The organism is Isoptericola sp. Y541 (assembly GCF_059445465.1).
Window position 1 is genome coordinate 164,673 of the sequence record NZ_JCAIUJ010000001.1, and the last position, 15,193, is coordinate 179,865.

General features: G+C 72.9%; 15 protein-coding genes. 4 read left to right on the forward strand and 11 right to left on the reverse strand.

Annotation, left to right across the window (positions count from 1 at the left end; translation table 11 throughout):
• Window positions 1-44: 44 nt before the first annotated feature.
• Window positions 45-794 (forward strand): YqjF family protein, encoded by a 750-nt coding sequence (locus AC1C2V_RS00845; RefSeq protein WP_495387683.1) that lies wholly within the window; start codon window positions 45-47, stop codon window positions 792-794.
• Here AC1C2V_RS00845 and AC1C2V_RS00850 read toward each other — a convergent pair.
• Together AC1C2V_RS00850 and AC1C2V_RS00855 are read right to left on the reverse strand one after the other, a co-directional pair.
• Complete coding sequence (locus AC1C2V_RS00850) at window positions 771-1,160, reverse strand: hypothetical protein (RefSeq protein WP_495387684.1); 390 nt, start codon at window positions 1,158-1,160, stop codon at window positions 771-773. The genes AC1C2V_RS00845 and AC1C2V_RS00850 overlap by 24 nt on opposite strands.
• Window positions 1,161-1,246: 86 nt before the next feature.
• Complete coding sequence (locus AC1C2V_RS00855; RefSeq protein ID WP_495387685.1) at window positions 1,247-1,885, reverse strand: LysE family translocator; 639 nt, start codon at window positions 1,883-1,885, stop codon at window positions 1,247-1,249.
• 122 nt (window positions 1,886-2,007) lie between these two features.
• Here AC1C2V_RS00855 and AC1C2V_RS00860 point away from each other — a divergent pair, with 122 nt between their 5' ends.
• The gene (locus AC1C2V_RS00860) at window positions 2,008-3,216 is read left to right on the forward strand and encodes a N(5)-(carboxyethyl)ornithine synthase (protein ID WP_495388418.1); all 1,209 of its coding nucleotides are present in this window, start codon (window positions 2,008-2,010) and stop codon (window positions 3,214-3,216) included.
• A gap of 4 nt (window positions 3,217-3,220) precedes the next feature.
• Here the strand turns inward: AC1C2V_RS00860 and AC1C2V_RS00865 are convergent, their stop codons facing one another.
• From AC1C2V_RS00865 to AC1C2V_RS00895, 7 genes are all read right to left on the reverse strand, one after another.
• Entirely contained in the window at window positions 3,221-3,580 is a 360-nt protein-coding gene (locus AC1C2V_RS00865; protein ID WP_495387686.1) for a nucleoside triphosphate pyrophosphohydrolase family protein, read from the reverse strand.
• A gap of 51 nt (window positions 3,581-3,631) precedes the next feature.
• The gene (gene ychF, locus AC1C2V_RS00870) at window positions 3,632-4,717 is read right to left on the reverse strand and encodes a redox-regulated ATPase YchF (protein ID WP_495387687.1); all 1,086 of its coding nucleotides are present in this window, start codon (window positions 4,715-4,717) and stop codon (window positions 3,632-3,634) included.
• 11 nt (window positions 4,718-4,728) lie between these two features.
• Window positions 4,729-5,301, reverse strand: a complete 573-nt coding sequence (locus tag AC1C2V_RS00875) for a chloramphenicol phosphotransferase CPT family protein (protein WP_495387688.1) — start codon at window positions 5,299-5,301, stop codon at window positions 4,729-4,731.
• The gene (locus tag AC1C2V_RS00880) at window positions 5,298-6,071 is read right to left on the reverse strand and encodes a DinB family protein (RefSeq protein ID WP_495387689.1); all 774 of its coding nucleotides are present in this window, start codon (window positions 6,069-6,071) and stop codon (window positions 5,298-5,300) included. Before AC1C2V_RS00880 ends, AC1C2V_RS00875 begins: the two co-directional genes overlap by 4 nt.
• 66 nt (window positions 6,072-6,137) lie before the next feature.
• A complete protein-coding gene (locus AC1C2V_RS00885; protein WP_495387690.1) occupies window positions 6,138-7,178 on the reverse strand; it encodes a GNAT family N-acetyltransferase in 1,041 nt (346 codons plus the stop codon).
• A gap of 111 nt (window positions 7,179-7,289) precedes the next feature.
• Window positions 7,290-8,885 carry a hypothetical protein gene (locus tag AC1C2V_RS00890; RefSeq protein ID WP_495387691.1) on the reverse strand — a complete coding sequence of 532 codons (1,596 nt, stop codon included), beginning with the start codon at window positions 8,883-8,885 and terminating at the stop codon, window positions 7,290-7,292.
• On the reverse strand, window positions 8,855-9,706 hold the full coding sequence (locus tag AC1C2V_RS00895; protein WP_495387692.1) for an ABC transporter ATP-binding protein: 852 nt from the start codon (window positions 9,704-9,706) through the stop codon (window positions 8,855-8,857). The genes AC1C2V_RS00890 and AC1C2V_RS00895 overlap by 31 nt, the downstream gene beginning before the upstream one ends.
• A 116-nt stretch (window positions 9,707-9,822) precedes the next feature.
• Between AC1C2V_RS00895 and AC1C2V_RS00900 the strand changes: the two genes are divergently transcribed.
• Window positions 9,823-11,418: a DNA recombination protein RmuC gene (locus tag AC1C2V_RS00900; protein WP_495387693.1), complete on the forward strand. Its 1,596-nt coding sequence runs from the start codon at window positions 9,823-9,825 to the stop codon at window positions 11,416-11,418.
• Window positions 11,419-11,516: 98 nt separating this feature from the next.
• Here AC1C2V_RS00900 and AC1C2V_RS00905 read toward each other — a convergent pair whose 3' ends face one another.
• Window positions 11,517-12,560, reverse strand: coding sequence for a 4-hydroxy-3-methylbut-2-enyl diphosphate reductase (locus AC1C2V_RS00905; RefSeq protein WP_495387694.1), 1,044 nt, complete (start codon window positions 12,558-12,560; stop codon window positions 11,517-11,519).
• An 81-nt stretch (window positions 12,561-12,641) separates the two neighbouring features.
• On the opposite strand from AC1C2V_RS00905, the gene xseA reads away from it, so the two are divergent.
• Window positions 12,642-13,934 (forward strand): exodeoxyribonuclease VII large subunit, encoded by a 1,293-nt coding sequence (gene xseA / locus AC1C2V_RS00910; RefSeq protein ID WP_495387695.1) that lies wholly within the window; start codon window positions 12,642-12,644, stop codon window positions 13,932-13,934.
• A 46-nt stretch (window positions 13,935-13,980) separates the two neighbouring features.
• Here the strand turns inward: xseA and AC1C2V_RS00915 are convergent, their stop codons facing one another.
• Window positions 13,981-15,192, reverse strand: coding sequence for an FAD-dependent monooxygenase (locus AC1C2V_RS00915; protein ID WP_495387696.1), 1,212 nt, complete (start codon window positions 15,190-15,192; stop codon window positions 13,981-13,983).
• Window position 15,193: the final 1 nt, after the last annotated feature.

Below are 15,193 nucleotides of genomic sequence, written 5' to 3' on the forward strand. Positions count from 1 at the left end.
GGCATACTTGTCCGTCCCCAGTCCGCCGACCCGGATAGACCGAGATGCGCATCGAGGAGATCTCCGCCGTAGCACCGCCCTTGGGCCGCAAGGGCATCATGCGGCAGCGATGGAGCGAGGTCTCGTTCCTGCACTGGCGCGTGGACCCGTGCGTGGTGGCGCGGCACCTGCCGGCCGACTGCGTGCCGGACGTCGTCGACGGGACCGCTTGGGTCGGGCTCGTCGCGTTCCAGATGTCTCGGACCGCCCTCTTCGGCGGGCCGCGCATCCCCTGGCTGGGGGACTTTCCCGAGGTCAACGTGCGCCTGTACTCGGTCGACTCGCAGGGCCGCCGGGGCGTCGTCTTCCTGAGCCTGGAGGCCTCGCGCCTCGTCCCCGTGCTGGTCGCCAGGGCCGCCTTCGGCCTCAGGTACCAGTGGGCCTCGATGTCGATCCGCCGCATCGACGGATCGATCGCCTACACGACGAGGCGGCACGGCCGAGGAGCTGCCGCTTCCCGGATCGTGGTCCGCCCGGTCGACGACCCGGCGAGCACCGCGGAGGTCGCCGCCGATCCGATCGCCACCGCGCTCACCGCCCGCTGGGCGTTCCACGAGGCGCACCTCGGTCGCACGCTCTACTGCCGGAACCACCACGAACCGTGGCCTCTGCAGCGCGCCGAGCTCGTCCAGCTCGACGACACCCTCCTGGCGACGGCGGGTTTCGTCGGTCTCGCCGACCGTGCGCCGGACTCGGTGCTCTACGCCAGGGCGGTGCACACCGTCTTCGCCTCACCAGGTCTGGTTCCGACGTGAGCTCGCACCTGCGCGCCGCCCGCCCGGACGAGGGATCGAGTTCAAGGGCATCAGCCCCTCGCTCACCACCATCCAGGCGGCGAAGGTCACGACGCCCGCCTCGAAGGTGACGAGCCGCCGGTCCCAACGCCGCCCCCTCCCCGCGGCCGCGCGCACCAGCGCGAGCCCGCAGCCGAGGTTGGCCGCACCCCACGCGAGATTGACCAGCGGCGACGACTCCCTGCCCGCCAGCGGCGTCAGATGCTCGCGTCCCGTCACGGCCGACGCGACGTGGGGTGCAGAGTTGGCGACCAGGAGCCCCGCCACGAACGCTGCCGCGTGACGAGCGCGTGACGGTGCCTCGGGCGCGCGGGCTGGGAGATTCATCCCGATAGGCTCCCAACGGCTGCTACCGGACGCAAGCGAGTCGGCGGCGAGCCGCCCTCTCCGAGGACGACGACAGGGACCGGGGACTACGACGCGGGCTGCCGTTCGAGGGCGAGCTTGACGGCGAACCCGGCCAGCACGGTCCCCGACAGCCAGCGCTGCACCTGCATCGCCCGCGGACGGCCGCGCAGGAAGCCGGCGAGCCTTCCCGCGCCCAGGACGACCAGGCCGTTCACGGTGACCCCGATGAGGACCTGGACGCCACCGAGCAGCAGGAACTGGGGCCACAGCGTGCGGGTCGGATCGATGAACTGCGGGAGCAGGGCGGCGTACAGCACGGCGATCTTCGGGTTGAGCAGGTTGGTGACCAGGCCCATGCCGAACAGCCGTCGTGGGCGTATCGGCGCCACCTCCGCCGGATCGAACACGGACCGACCGCCGGGGCGGAGCATCTGCCAGGCGAGACAGCCGAGGTAGACCGCCCCGGCGACCTTCACTGCGACGAAGGCCGCGGGCACGGCGGCAAACAGCGCCGCGAGGCCGAGCGTTGCGGCCACGAGGTACGCCAGGAAGCCGACCGCCGTCCCGGCCAGGGCGGTCAGCCCGGCACGGGTCCCCTGCCCGATCGACCGCGACGCCAGATGGATCATGTTCGGTCCCGGCGTCAGCGCCATCCCCAGTTCCACGAGGGCTACGCCCCCGACTGCCGCCCAGCTCACCAGCACGGATCTCCCCCTCTGCCGCCGACCCCGTGACCGACTCCGGCCCTCGGCCAGGTCCCACGGCACGTCAGCGTACTATCGGGCCAGGAGCTGACGACCTTGGTTCCCCGATGATGGGAGTCCGAATGTCCGGCGCCGCTCAACTTTCCGCTGTCCCCGCCGAGTCGTCGAACGACGCCTCGCCGAGCGATGATCTGCTCACCCTCGGGCTGCTCGCGAGCTCCTCGATGGAGAACGAGCACCGGCTACCGATACATCCGCATCACCTGGACCGGATCGACCCGGACGTGCGCGCGCGGATGACGGTCGAGCATGGCTACGGCGCGGAGTTCCAGCTGGAACCGGGTTACGTCGAGTCGCGCGTGGGCAGGGTCGCGGAGCGATCCGAGGTGATCGAGTCGGCCGATGTCCTGCTCCTGCCCAAGCCGCAGGCGGCGGACGTGGCCGCGATCCCCGAGGGCCGCGTTCTGTGGGGGTGGCCGCACTGCGTGCAGGACGCCGGAATGACGCAGACGGCGATCGACCGCCGACTCACGCTGATCGCCTTCGAGGCGATGAACCACTGGTCGCACCGGGGCGATTTCAGCCTGCACGTGTTCCACAAGAACAACGAGCTCGCCGGCTACAGCTCCGTGCTGCACGCCTTGAGCCTGATCGGCTCGACCGGCGACTACGGGCCGCGACTCAGCGCGGTCGTCATCGGCTTCGGCGCGACGGCCCGTGGTGCGGTGACCGCGCTCAAGGCGCACGGGATCCACGACATCCAGGTCCTCACGCAGCGCGGTGTCGCGGCCGTCGGCTCGCCGATCCACGCCGCACACATCATCCAGCTCAACACCGACGGCGGCGCGGCCCACCTCAGCACGGTGCAGACGCAGGACGGCGACGTCCTGCTCCCGGAGTTCCTGGCTTCGCACGACATCGTGGTCAACTGCACGCTCCAGGACGTCGCCGCACCGTTGACCTACCTGCGCACCGAGGACCTCGAGGGATTCACCCCGGGAAGCCTCGTCGTCGACGTCTCCTGCGACGCGGGGATGGGATTCGAGTGGGCCAGGCCCACCGGGTTCGACGACCCGATGTTCACGGTCGGCCGAGGGGTGCACTACTACGCCGTCGACCACAGCCCGTCGTACCTGTGGAACTCCGCCACGTGGGAGATCAGCGAGGCGATCCTGCCGTTCCTGCGCACGGTCATGGAGGGGCCGGCGGCGTGGGCGAACGATCTCACCATCTCCCGCGCGATCGAGATCCACGACGGAGAGATCAGCAACCCGAGCATCCTGAGCTTCCAGGGTCGCGAGCCGGCCTATCCGCACGCCCTGACTGCCTAGGCTTTCAGGCGGTGCGGTCGACGGTCTCTTCGAGTCCGGTGCGGATACGGGTCATGGTGTCGTCGTAGGCGGTGTCGATGTCGACGTCGAGCCGGTCTGCGAGGACGAACACCCACCACAGCGTCTCGGCAAGCTTGTGCTTCAGCTCCACGTCGACGTCGCCGTCGATGTCCCAGGTGCCGTCGTGGGCGAGCAGCAGGCGTCCGATGTAGCCGACGTCGTTGGAGAAGCCCAGCATCAGCTCGTGCAGGGACCACGTCGTGCCGTTGAACCGGTTCTCCAGGATCTCGTAGAGGGCCCGCACGTCGAGGGCCCGCTCTCGCGCCTCGGCGAGGATCCCGGCTGTCTGGTCGGTGTCGGTCATGCATCCTGCCTTCCGCTGGTGGCGTCGATGGTGCAGGCACCCGTCGTCACGCTAGACGTTGAAGCGGAACTCCACGACGTCGCCGTCCTGCATGACGTAGTCCTTGCCCTCGATGCGCGCCTTGCCGGCGGCGCGGGCGGCCTGCACGGAGCCGGTCTCGACGAGGTCGTCGAACGAGATGACCTCGGCCTTGATGAAGCCGCGCTCGAAGTCGGTGTGGATGACGCCGGCGGCCTGCGGGGCGGTCCAGCCCTTGCGGATCGTCCAGGCGCGGGACTCCTTCGGGCCGGCGGTGAGGTACGTCTGCAGGCCGAGCGTGTGGAAACCGACGCGAGCGAGCTGGTCGAGGCCCGCCTCCTCCTGGCCGGAGTCGGCGAGCATCTCGCGCGCGTCGTCGGGCTCGAGCTCGACGAGCTCCGCCTCGAACTTCGCGTCGAGGAACACGGCGTCCGCGGGGGCGACGAGGTCGCGCAGCCGCTGCTGCATCCCCTTGTCGGCGAGGCCGGCGTCGTCGGTGTTGAAGACGTAGATGAACGGCTTGGCCGTCAGCAGCTGCAGCGAGTCGATGTCGGCCAGGTCGAGCCCCTCGGCCTTGGCACCCTGGAAGAGCGTGGTGCCGGACTCGAGGATCTTCTGCGCGGTGCTGGCGGCGGCGAAGAGCGCGGGGTCGCCACGCTTGATCTTGACCTCCTTCTCCATCCGCGGCAGCGACTTCTCCAGCGTCTGGAGGTCGGCGAGGATCAGCTCGGTGGAGATGGTCTCGATGTCGCCCTCGGCGTCCACCGAGCCCTCGACGCGGACGACGTCCCCGTCGTCGAACACGCGGGTGACCTGGCAGATCGCGTCGGCCTCACGGATGTTGGCGAGGAACTTGTTGCCCAGCCCCTCGCCCTCGGAGGCGCCCTTGACGATGCCCGCGATGTCGACGAACGACACGGTGGCGGGCAGGGTGCGCTCCGAGGAGAAGATCTCGGCGAGCTTGTCCAGGCGGGGGTCCGGCAGCGGGACCACACCCACGTTGGGCTCGATCGTCGCGAACGGGTAGTTCGCCGCGAGCACCTGGTTGCGGGTCAGGGCGTTGAAAAGGGTGGACTTGCCGACGTTGGGCAGGCCGACGATGCCGATGGTGAGTGCCACGTTGCGCAAGTCTACGTGCCGGGCCGCGCCCCCTCTCGGCCCACCGGGTCCCGCACCGGCTCAGCGCACCGGGCGGCGATCGCCCCGGCGCACTCCCCTGGGCCGGCCGACGACGTGTCGACCTCGACGTCGTACGTCACGCCGTCGTGGACGACCACCGCCTGCGTCGCGGCCATGCCGGCCGCGCGGTCGCCGCGGGACGCCTCGCGGGAGGCCGCCACGTCGGCGTCGCACCGGACGCCGACCCACAGGACGTCGAGCCCGTGCAGCGTGGACCGCCACCGTTCCTGGGAGGAGGCGCCTCCGAGGAAGACGTCGTCGATCACGACGGGCGCCCCGGCACGCACCGTCGCCGCGATGCCGGCCCGCCAGGCCCTCTCCAGCGCGCCGAAGGCCTCACCGACGACGACCTCTGCGCCGAGCTCGATGCCACCCTCGCCGTCGCGGACCGAGGGCGGGAGGGCATCGACCAGGTCGTCGATGCTCAGCGCGAGCCACGGGCGCGGCAGCAGCTCCTGCAGGCGCCGCGCGATGGTCGTCTTGCCCGAGCTCGAGCCGCCGTTGAGGACGATCACGTCGGTCACGACGCGGCGAGCCGGTCGATATCGCGCTCCGCGAACCGCAGGTGCTCCCAGTGCTCCCGCGGGAGCACGCCGAGGCTGCGCCAGACCGGGCGCGTCATCCCGTCCGGCACCCACGGGGGCAGGCGCGGCGCGTCCACGGTGACGTCCGTGCCCGCGAGCTCGGCGTAGGCGGCGCGGATCTGGGCGACCCGGTCGGCGTGCACGGCGAGGACCTCGTCGAGCGACGGGGTCGCGTCGAGGTCGACGCCGAGCGCCGCCACCTCGGGCTCGTACTCGGTGAACGGCAGCCCGGCGTACCAGAACGGGTCGTCCATCCCCCGCAGGCCGTAGCGCAGCCAGCCGTCGACCGCGAACACGAGGTGGCGCAGCGTCTGGGTGGTCGACCACTCGCCGTCGACCGACACGTCGACCGTCCCCGCGGGCATCGCCGCCACGCGCTCGAGCAGGCGGTCCCAGCGCAGCAACGCCGCGTCGAACGACGCGAGCTGCTCGGCCAGGTCCTGCGAGCGCGCCTGCTCCCGCCCCGGGAACCGCCGGTCCAGCTCGGCCTCGACCAGGGGCGCCACCTCGACCTCGTTGACCCGCAGGCCCGTGATCTCGCCGTCGATCTCCGCGTCGGTCAGGTCGACGCCCCGCATCCGGGCGCCCGGGAGGAAGCTCTGGTCGAACGTCACGCCGTCGAGCCGCGCGAGGCGGAACGCGGCGCCCGTCATGTCGGCCTCGACGAACTCGGCGCCCTGCAGGTCGTCGTCCGGCCCGAACCGTGTCATGCGCCGAACCTACGCGGGGGCACCGACGCACCCGGGTGCAGGTCCGGGCGGCGCGTCCGGGCGCGGTCAGACGTCGACGTCCTGGTGCCAGGACTCGGTGACGTACGCCGTGCGCCAGCCCCACTTCTCGTAGAGGGCCGCGGCCCCGGTCGGGCTGTCGGCGTCGACCTCGAGCCCCACCCGGTCGTGCCCCCGCGCCGCCGCGTCCTGGACGACGGCGAACAGCAGCGCGGTGGCCACGCCGCGGCCGCGGGCCCGGCGGTCGGCGCCGAGGTACTCGATGTAGCTGGCCTCCTTGCCCGACGCCCCGGAGGGCAGGACGGCGCCCACGAGCGCGCCCATCGGCTCGGGCACGGAGGCCGGGTCGTCGGGGTCGGCCACGAGGGCGAGCCACCAGTGGTCCCACCGGTGGCCCGGGTCCGCGCGGAGCCGCACCAGGAACTCCCCGAAGCTCTCGCGGTAGGAGTTGAAGTGGTCCTCGAACGCGCTCTCCAGCACCCGGTGCACGGTCTGCAGGTCCTCGGCGACCGGCAGTCCGCCGTCGTGGGTGTCGATCCGGCGGACGGTGACGCCGGGGCGGGGCGCCGGGAGCACGCCGGGGGCGGCCTCCTCCGGCTGCACGGGCCGCGTCATCTGCAACCAGGACCGGGCGCGGCGGTAGCCGGCCTCCGCGAGCCACGCGCGCTGGCGTTCGTCGCCGGCGTAGGCGCCCGAGTCGAGCTGGGTGCGTCCCAGGCCCCGCTGCGCGGCGAGCTCGCGCCCCCGCCGGGCACCCCAGGCGTACCCCCAGGCGGCGAGGTCGTCCGCCTGCGGCACGGACCGGTCGACATCGAGCCCGACGACGACGCGGCCGGCCGCGCGGTCGTGCGCCGTCGCCCAGGCCCGCACCACCCCGTCCGGGTCACGCACGACGACCTGCCGGCGTGTCCACGACATGGGACCGGCGACCTCGGCCGCGATCGCCTCCGAGTTCACCGTCGCCGACCCGGTGAACGGCTCCGCGAGCGCCGCGCGCAGGTTGCTCAGCCGGGTCAGGTCGGCGAGGTCGGGCGTCGCGGTGGTCCAGCGCTCGGGGAGGGTCGGGTGGTCGTGGTTCTCAGAAGTCACGTCCCCCATTGTCGCAAGACCGTCGCAAGACCGTCGCACGGCCGTCGCACGACCTCGTTGGGGAACCCGTGACCGACCCGGCGGGATCACCCTCGCCCGCCCGCCGGTTCGTCAGCCGAACGCCATGACCTGCTGCAGCAGCTCGGGCTGCCGGCGGTCGTAGGTGCGGGCGCCCCAGCGCACGCCCAGGGCCAGCACGCCCACCCCTGTGACGAGGCCGACGCCGAGCGCCGCCCACCCGAGCGCGGGCTGCGGCACGAGGATCCCGGGGAGGGCCAGGGCGAGGGTGGGCACGCTCACCGCGAGCACGATCAGCATCGCCACCATCTGCGCGACCATCGTCGCCATCGTCGCGCCCTTCGGCGTCTTGAACGGGCTGTCGCCCGGCTTGGGCACCGGGTAGACCAGCCGCGCGGACACGGCGCTGGAGATCCCCAGCGACGCGCCGAGCGTGGCGCACGTCACCCCGAGCATCGCCGGCAGCGCGTCCCAGCGCTGCGCGACCCCGCAGCCCACCAGCGCGAACGCGAGGCACAGCGGGAGCCCGCCCACCAGCACGGGCAGCACCCGCCCCCACCGGTCCGCGCGGCCGGAGGTGCCGGTGGCGACGTGCAGGGCGAACGCGGTGTTGTCGTAGCCCACATCGTTCGAGATCCCGAACCCGAGCAGCCAGGCCGCCAGGGGCGCCATGACCAGCAGGAGCCCGCCGCCGGCGCCGTTGGAGAACCCGATGGCGAGGAGCACCACCGGCAGCAGCGGCACCATGGCGATCGAGACCGCGTACCGAGGGTCGCGCAGCCAGTACGTCGCGGCGCGCGCCGCGACCGCACCCGTCGGGGTCGCGGGCAGGCGGTCGAACCAGCCGAGCCCCTTGCCGGCGCCGGCCTTGCTGCCGCCGCGCGGCGTCACCAGCTCGCGGGCGAGCGCCCGGTCCCACACCACCCAGGCGAGCGCGAGCGTGGCGAGGGCGATCAGGAGCCGCGCGCCCAGCAGGGCCCACGCACCGTCGTGCACCGCGGACGCCAGGGCCCAGGGCGCGCCGAGGGGCATCCACGCCACCACCTCGGCCAACGGGGCGATCGCCGCGCCGAGCGCGTCGGCGTCCCCGCCCACGGTGACCTCCACGCCGTTGGCCAGCCAGCCGAACGCCGGCCCGATCAGCACCAGCGGGACCACGGCGACGACCGCCAGCACCTCGCGGTAACGGCGCGAGTCCAGCAGGGGCGCGAGCACCGTCGTCGTCGCGCGCGACCCGACCACGCACAGTGCGACCGCGAGCACCCCGCCCACCAGCGCGGCGACGAGCGCCGCGGGCTCCCGCCACCACGCGAAGGACACGCCGAGCGCCGCGAGCGCCGTCACCGCGGCCGGCACGGAGATCAGGCCGGCCAGCGCCAGGCCGACGAGCATCGGCCGCCGCGGGATGGCGAAGGTGACGAAGCGGTGCGGGTCGAGGGTGGCGTCGAGGCCGAATGCGAAGACCGGGACCACCCACCAGGCGAGCACGACGAGCGCTCCGACGATGGTGAGCACCTGCCCGGTCACGGCCGCGTCGGCGGTGCCGCCCACCACGGCCGCGAGCACCACGAGAACGAGGACGCCGAGCCCGTACAGGGAGCCGACGACGAGCCCGATCGTCTGCCACACGCTCCGGCGGAACGTGTTGGCCAGCAGGGTCAGCTTGAGGCGGACGAGCTGCGCAACCACGCCAATCCCTCCGACTCCCGGCGGCCGCCCACGAGGTCCACGAACCGGTCCTCCAGGCTCTGGTCGCCACGCACCGCGGCCACGGTGCCGGCCGCGAGCACGTGCCCGCCCGCGATGATCGCCACGTGCGAGCACATCCGTTGCACCAGGTCCATGACGTGGCTCGAGACCACGACCGTGCCGCCGTCGGTCACGTACGCGTGCAGGATGTCGCGGATGTTCGCGGCGCTGACCGGGTCCACGGCCTCGAACGGCTCGTCCAGCACGAGGACGCGCGGAGCGTGGATCATGGCCGAGGCGAGCGCGATCTTCTTGGTCATGCCCGCGGAGTAGTCGACGACGAACGTGTCGCGGTCGGCCACCAGGTCCATGGCCTGCAGCAGGTCCTCGGTGCGCTCCGCCACGGTGGCGCGGTCCAGGCCGCGCAGCAGGCCCGCGTAAGTGAGCAGCTGCGCCCCGGTGAGGCGGTCGAAGAGGCGGACGCCGTCGGGCAGCACGCCGAGGGTCGCCTTCGCCCGGTCCGGGTGGGCCCAGAGGTCGGTGCCGTGCACGTGCACCGTGCCGAAGTCGGGACGCAGCAGGCCGGTGGCCATCGACAGCGACGTCGTCTTGCCCGCCCCGTTGGGCCCGACGAGGCCGAAGAACGAGCCCGTGGGCACGTCCAGGTCCACGCCGGCGACGGCGATCTTCTGGCCGAACCGCTTCCACAGCCCGCGCAGGCTGAGGGCGGCGCCGAGGTCGGGTGGTAGGGAGGGGACGGCGTTGTCGGGCGGAGGGGAGGGGACGGCGTTTCCGGGCGCCGGTCCGGGCTGGTCGCTCACGGGTCAACCGTAGTGCGGGCCTCCGACGACCGGCGAGGGCGTCGCCGTCGCGGCGTTCTCGGCGGCGCCCGGCCGGTCGGCGCCGACCTGTCGGTGCGCCGTGGCAGCCTGAGCCCATGACGACGACGACCGCTCTGCTCCTGATGCTCGGCGCCCTGGTGATGGGCGCTGTGGTCGGCTGGCTCGGGCACGCGAACCGGGCGGCGCGCTCGCGGCGGTCGGAGGAGATGGAGACCGTGCGTATGCACGGGGAGCTCGAGTCGCTGCGCCGCGACGCCGCCGAGCAGCGCAGCCGCCTCGACCGCGCGGCCGCCGAGTCCGAGCGCCGGCTGGCCACCCAGCACGAGCAGTCCGAGCGCGATCTCGTCCGGGCCCGCGAGGAGGCCGACCGCCGGGTGGCGGAGACGCGGGAGCAGGCAGACCGCCTGCTCGGTCAGGTGCGCGAGGACCTGGAGCGGCAGCTCGCGGAGGCCAAGGGCGACCAGGAGGCGGCGGCGCAGCGGTTCCGCAGCCTGGCGAACGAGGTGCTCACGGCCAGCCAGAAGCAGTTCCTCGAGCTCGCGGAGCAGCGGCTCGCCTCCAGCACCGTGAAGAACGACGAGACGCTGGCGCGACGCGAGCAGGCGATCCGCGCCCTGCTGGACCCGATGAGCAAGACGCTCGAGAAGGTCACGGTGCGGGTCGACGAGGCCGAGAAGGCCCGCCGGGAGGGGCACAGCAGCCTGACGGAGCACCTGCGTCACCTCGAGACCGCCAACTCCGAGCTCCGCACGGGCACCCACGACCTCCTCTCCGCGCTCCGCTCGAACCAGACGCGCGGCGTCTGGGGCGAGCTGCAGCTGCAGCGCGTGGTCGAGGCCGCGGGGATGGTCGCCCACGTCGACTTCGACGTTCAGGTGCACGTCACCAGCGCGGAGGGCGAGCTGCTGGTCCCGGACATGGTCGTGCACCTGGCGGGCGGCAAGAACATCGTCGTCGACTCGAAGGTGCCGCTGGGCGCCTACCTCAAGGCACAGGCGACCGCCGTCCCGCAGGAGGCCGAGGCCCACCTGGACGCCCACGTCAAGGACCTGCTGAAGCACGTCGACGTGCTGTCGGGCAAGGCGTACTGGTCGCAGTTCGACGCAACCCCCGAGTTCGTCGTGCTGTTCGTGCCGGCGGAGCCGATCCTCTCGGCCGCCGTCGAGCGCCGGCCCGAGCTGCTCGACACGGCGGCGCGGCGCAACGTCATCCTCGCGACGCCGATGACGATGATCGCCATGCTGCGCACGGTGGCATATGCCTGGCAGCAGGACGCGATCGCCGAGGACGCCCAGAAGGTGCTGCAGGTCGGCAAGGAGCTCTACAGCCGCATCGTCACCATGACGGGCAAGATCTCGAAGCTCGGCCAGGCGATGACCACGACGACGAAGCGCTACAACGAGTTCGTGGGCTCCCTGGAGACCCGCGTGCTGCCGCAGGCCCGGCGCATGGTCGAGCTCAAGGTGGCCGACCCGGGCATGACCATCGAGCCGCTGAAGGTCGTGGAGGACACCACCCGGCCGCTCACCAAGCCCGAGCTGCTCGCGGCAGAGGAGGGGCTGGTCGTCGATCTCGGGGACGTCGCCGTCGTCGCAAAGGACCGCTCGTCGGTCGACTCCCTCGTGGACGCCGACCACGAGGGCCTGGCTCGCTCCACCGACGACTCGAAGGACGACACCGCCGCCGGCTGAGGCGTTCTCGCGGGCCTGTCGAAACCTCGAAGCCAGGTTTCGACAGGCTCAACCAACGCGCTGCACAGGCTCAACCAACGCGCCGCACAGGCCCGACGTCAGGCCGGCTCGACCGGCAGCGCGGTACGGGGGCCACGGCGAGGACGGCTGTCGTCCTGGCCCGCGGCCTTGAGGCCGGCCCGCAGCTCCCGCGGCAACGAGAACATCAGGTCCTCGGTCGCGGTGCGCACCTCCTCGACGTCGCCGAACCCCTGGCCGGCCAGGCGGGTCAGCACGTCATCGACGAGGATCTCCGGCACCGAGGCGCCCGACGTCACGCCGACCGTCCGTGCCCCCTCGAACCACGCGTCGTCGATCTCCGTCGCCCGGTCCACCCGGTAGGAGGTACGCGCGCCGGCCTGCAGCGCCACCTCGACGAGCCGCACCGAGTTGGACGAGTTCGCCGAGCCGACGACGATCACGACGTCGCAGTCCGGCGCGAGCTTCTTCACCGCGACCTGGCGGTTCTGCGTGGCGTAGCAGATGTCGTCGCTGGGCGGGTCCTGCATCTCGGGGAACTTCTCGCGCAGGCGCCGCACCGTCTCCATCGTCTCGTCCACCGACAGGGTGGTCTGCGAGATCCACACCACCTTGTCCGGGTCGCGCACCTGCACCTGGTCCACCTCGGCCGGGGAGTTCACGACCTGGACGTGATCGGGCGCCTCGCCCGCCGTGCCCTCGACCTCCTCGTGGCCGGTGTGGCCGATGAGGAGGATGTCGTAGTCGTCCTTGGCGAAGCGCACGGCCTCCTTGTGCACCTTGGTCACGAGGGGGCAGGTGGCGTCGATGGTGTCGAGGCTGCGCGCCGCGGCCGACTCGCGGACGGCCGGCGAGACGCCGTGGGCCGAGAACACGAGCCGGGCGCCCTCGGGCACCTCGTCCGTCTCGTTGACGAAGATCGCACCGCGGTCACGCAGCGTCTCCACGACGTGCTTGTTGTGCACGATCTCCTTGCGCACGTACACGGGCGCGCCGTACGTCTCCAGGGCCTTCTCAACGGCCACGACGGCGCGATCGACCCCCGCGCAGTAGCCGCGCGGCGCGGCCAGCAGCACGCGCTTGGTCGACGTCGGGAGGGAGTGGGCAGTGGCGGTCGCAGTCACCCGGTCAGTCTAGGCGGGCGGGTGTGGACGGTCTGTGACGGGGACGACCCGAGCGCGTGTGCGCCGTCGGAGGTGTGGGGCATGCTGGACGGCGTGTCGGACACGCCCCAGTCGCAAGCCCAGCCGCAGGCCCAGCCGCAGCCCCTGCCCACCCTCGCCCGCGAGACGACGGCGGAACGGCCCTGGCCGGTGCGGCTGCTGTCGGCGAAGATCCGCGACTACGTCGCCAAGATGTCCCTGGTCTGGGTCGAGGGCCAGGTCGTGGAGCACACGTACCGCGGACGGTCGGGGCTGCAGTTCGTGACCCTGCGGGACACCGACGCCGAAGCGTCGCTCCCCGTGCACGTGCTCACGAAGATCTACGAAGGCCTGCACCACAAGCCCGAGGTGGGCGACCACGTGGTGGTCCAGGCCAAGCCCGAGTTCTGGATGAAGAACGGCCGGCTGTCGCTGCGCGCCACCGCGATCCGGCAGGTCGGCGTCGGGGAGCTGCTCGCCCGCATCGACCAGCTGCGCCGCGTGCTCGCCGCCGAGGGACTGTTCGACCTCGACCGCAAGCGACCCCTACCGTTCCTGCCTGGCGTCGTGGGCCTCGTGTGCGGGCGCGAGTCGAAGGCCGAGCACGACGTCGTGGTCAACGCCCGCGCCCGCTGGCCGCAGGTGCGCTTCGAGATCCGCGAGGTCGCCGTCCAGGGCGTCGACGCCGTCCGCGAGGTCAGCGCGGCATTGGCGGAGCTCGACGCCCGCCCGGAGGTCGAGGTGATCGTCGTCGCGCGCGGCGGCGGGTCCGTGGAGGACCTGCTGCCGTTCAGCAACGAGGCGCTCGTGCGGGCCGCCGCGGCGTGCCTGACGCCGCTGGTCAGCGCCATCGGGCACGAGACGGACGCCCCGCTGCTCGACCTGGTCGCCGACCATCGCGCCTCCACGCCCACCGACGCCGCCAAGGCGATCGTGCCCGACGTCGGCGAGGAACGGCTCCGCCTCGAGCAGTCGCGCCGGCGGATGCGCTCCGCGGTCGCCACCCGTGTCGAGCGGGAGCAGCACGGGCTCGACGGCCTGCGGTCGCGGCCGGTGCTCGCCCGGCCCCAGACGACGGTCGACGCCCGCGAGCGCGAGATCGGCCACCTCGTGCGGCACGCCCGCCACCTCCTGGACGCGACGCTGCTGCGCGCCGCGGGCGAGCTCGGGCGCCTCGAGGCCCAGGTGCGCGCCCTGTCCCCCGACTCGACGCTCGCCCGCGGCTACGCCGTCGTCCAGCGCGCGGACGGGCACGTGGTGCGCTCCGCCGACGACGTCGCCGTCGGCGACTCCGTGCACGTCCACCTCGGCCGCGGCGCCCTCGACGCCGAGGTCGCCCGCACCGTCGCGGCCTGACCCACCTCGGCCCGACTCACCTCGGCCCGACTCACCTCGGCCCGACTTACCTCGGCACAGCCGCCGCGAGCTCCGGCGCGCCGTCCGCGCGGCCGTAGTCGCCGACGTGCCGGGTGAGGAACGCGCCGACCGGGCCGCGCTGGACCAGCCGCATCACGGTGGTCATGGCGCGGATGCCCCACCGGGTGCGCGGTGCGAACGACCGCACGCGCCCCGGGTACATCGCCTGCGCCCGGAGGGCCATCGGGCGCATGGCGGACTCGTAGCCGGCGAGCGCCCCCACGACGTCCGCCGGGAGGCCGGCGCCGAGCCGGTCAGCGAGCGCCGCAGCGCCCCGGAGGGCGAGCGCCGTGCCGAGGCCGCTCAGCGGGCTGACGCACCAGGCGCTGTCGCCGAGGAGGACGACGTGGCCCCGGGACCAGGTGTCCATCAGGATCTGGTCGTAGGTGTCGAGGGCGAAGTCGCCGGCCACGCGGGCGGCGGCGAGGAGTTCGGCGGTGCGCCAGCCGACGTCCGCGAAGGTGCCTTCGAGGAGCGCGAACCGGGCCTCGGCGTCGTGCCGCGGCGGCAGTGCGTCGGCCGGGAACGTCAGGCCGACCTCCTGCTGGCCGGGGTGCCCGGGTCGTGCCTCCACGACACGCGACCCGGGCAGGTTGAGCATGAGGAACCACCCGTCGAGGGCGGGGGTCGTCGGCGTCTCGTCCAGCGTGAACCACGCGTGGGCGAGCCCGAGCGGCCGGCGGAACGCCTCCTCGGGCCCGAAGACGAGCTGCCGCACCCGGGAGTGGGCGCCGTCCGCTCCCACGACGAGGTCGTAGATCTCGGGGGGACGCTCGCGGAACTCGACCGCGACCCCGCCGTCGACCTCGGTGAGGCCGACGACCGTGTCGTCGAAGCGGTGCGAGGTCCGCGGGCCGGTGGCCCCGTGCAGGAGCCGGGCGAGGTCCGTGCGCAGCAGCTCCTCCGAGGAGACGAAGCCGGCGCCGCCGAAGGCCTCGACCGGCATCTCGGCCCGCCGCTGCTCGCGCTCGTCGATCCAGGCGACGCCCCGTTGCTCCACGGTGAGCGCGAGGGCGGCGTCGAGCAGCCCGAGCCGCTCGAGCACCTCGCGGCTGTCCCCGCGCAGGTCGACGGTCTGGCCACCCGGGCGCAGGGACGGCGCGATCTCGACCACGTCGACCTGCCAGCCGGCCCGGTCCAGCAGCACCGCCAGCGCGTCGCCCGCGATCCCCGCCCCCACGATCAGCACCTTCGACATC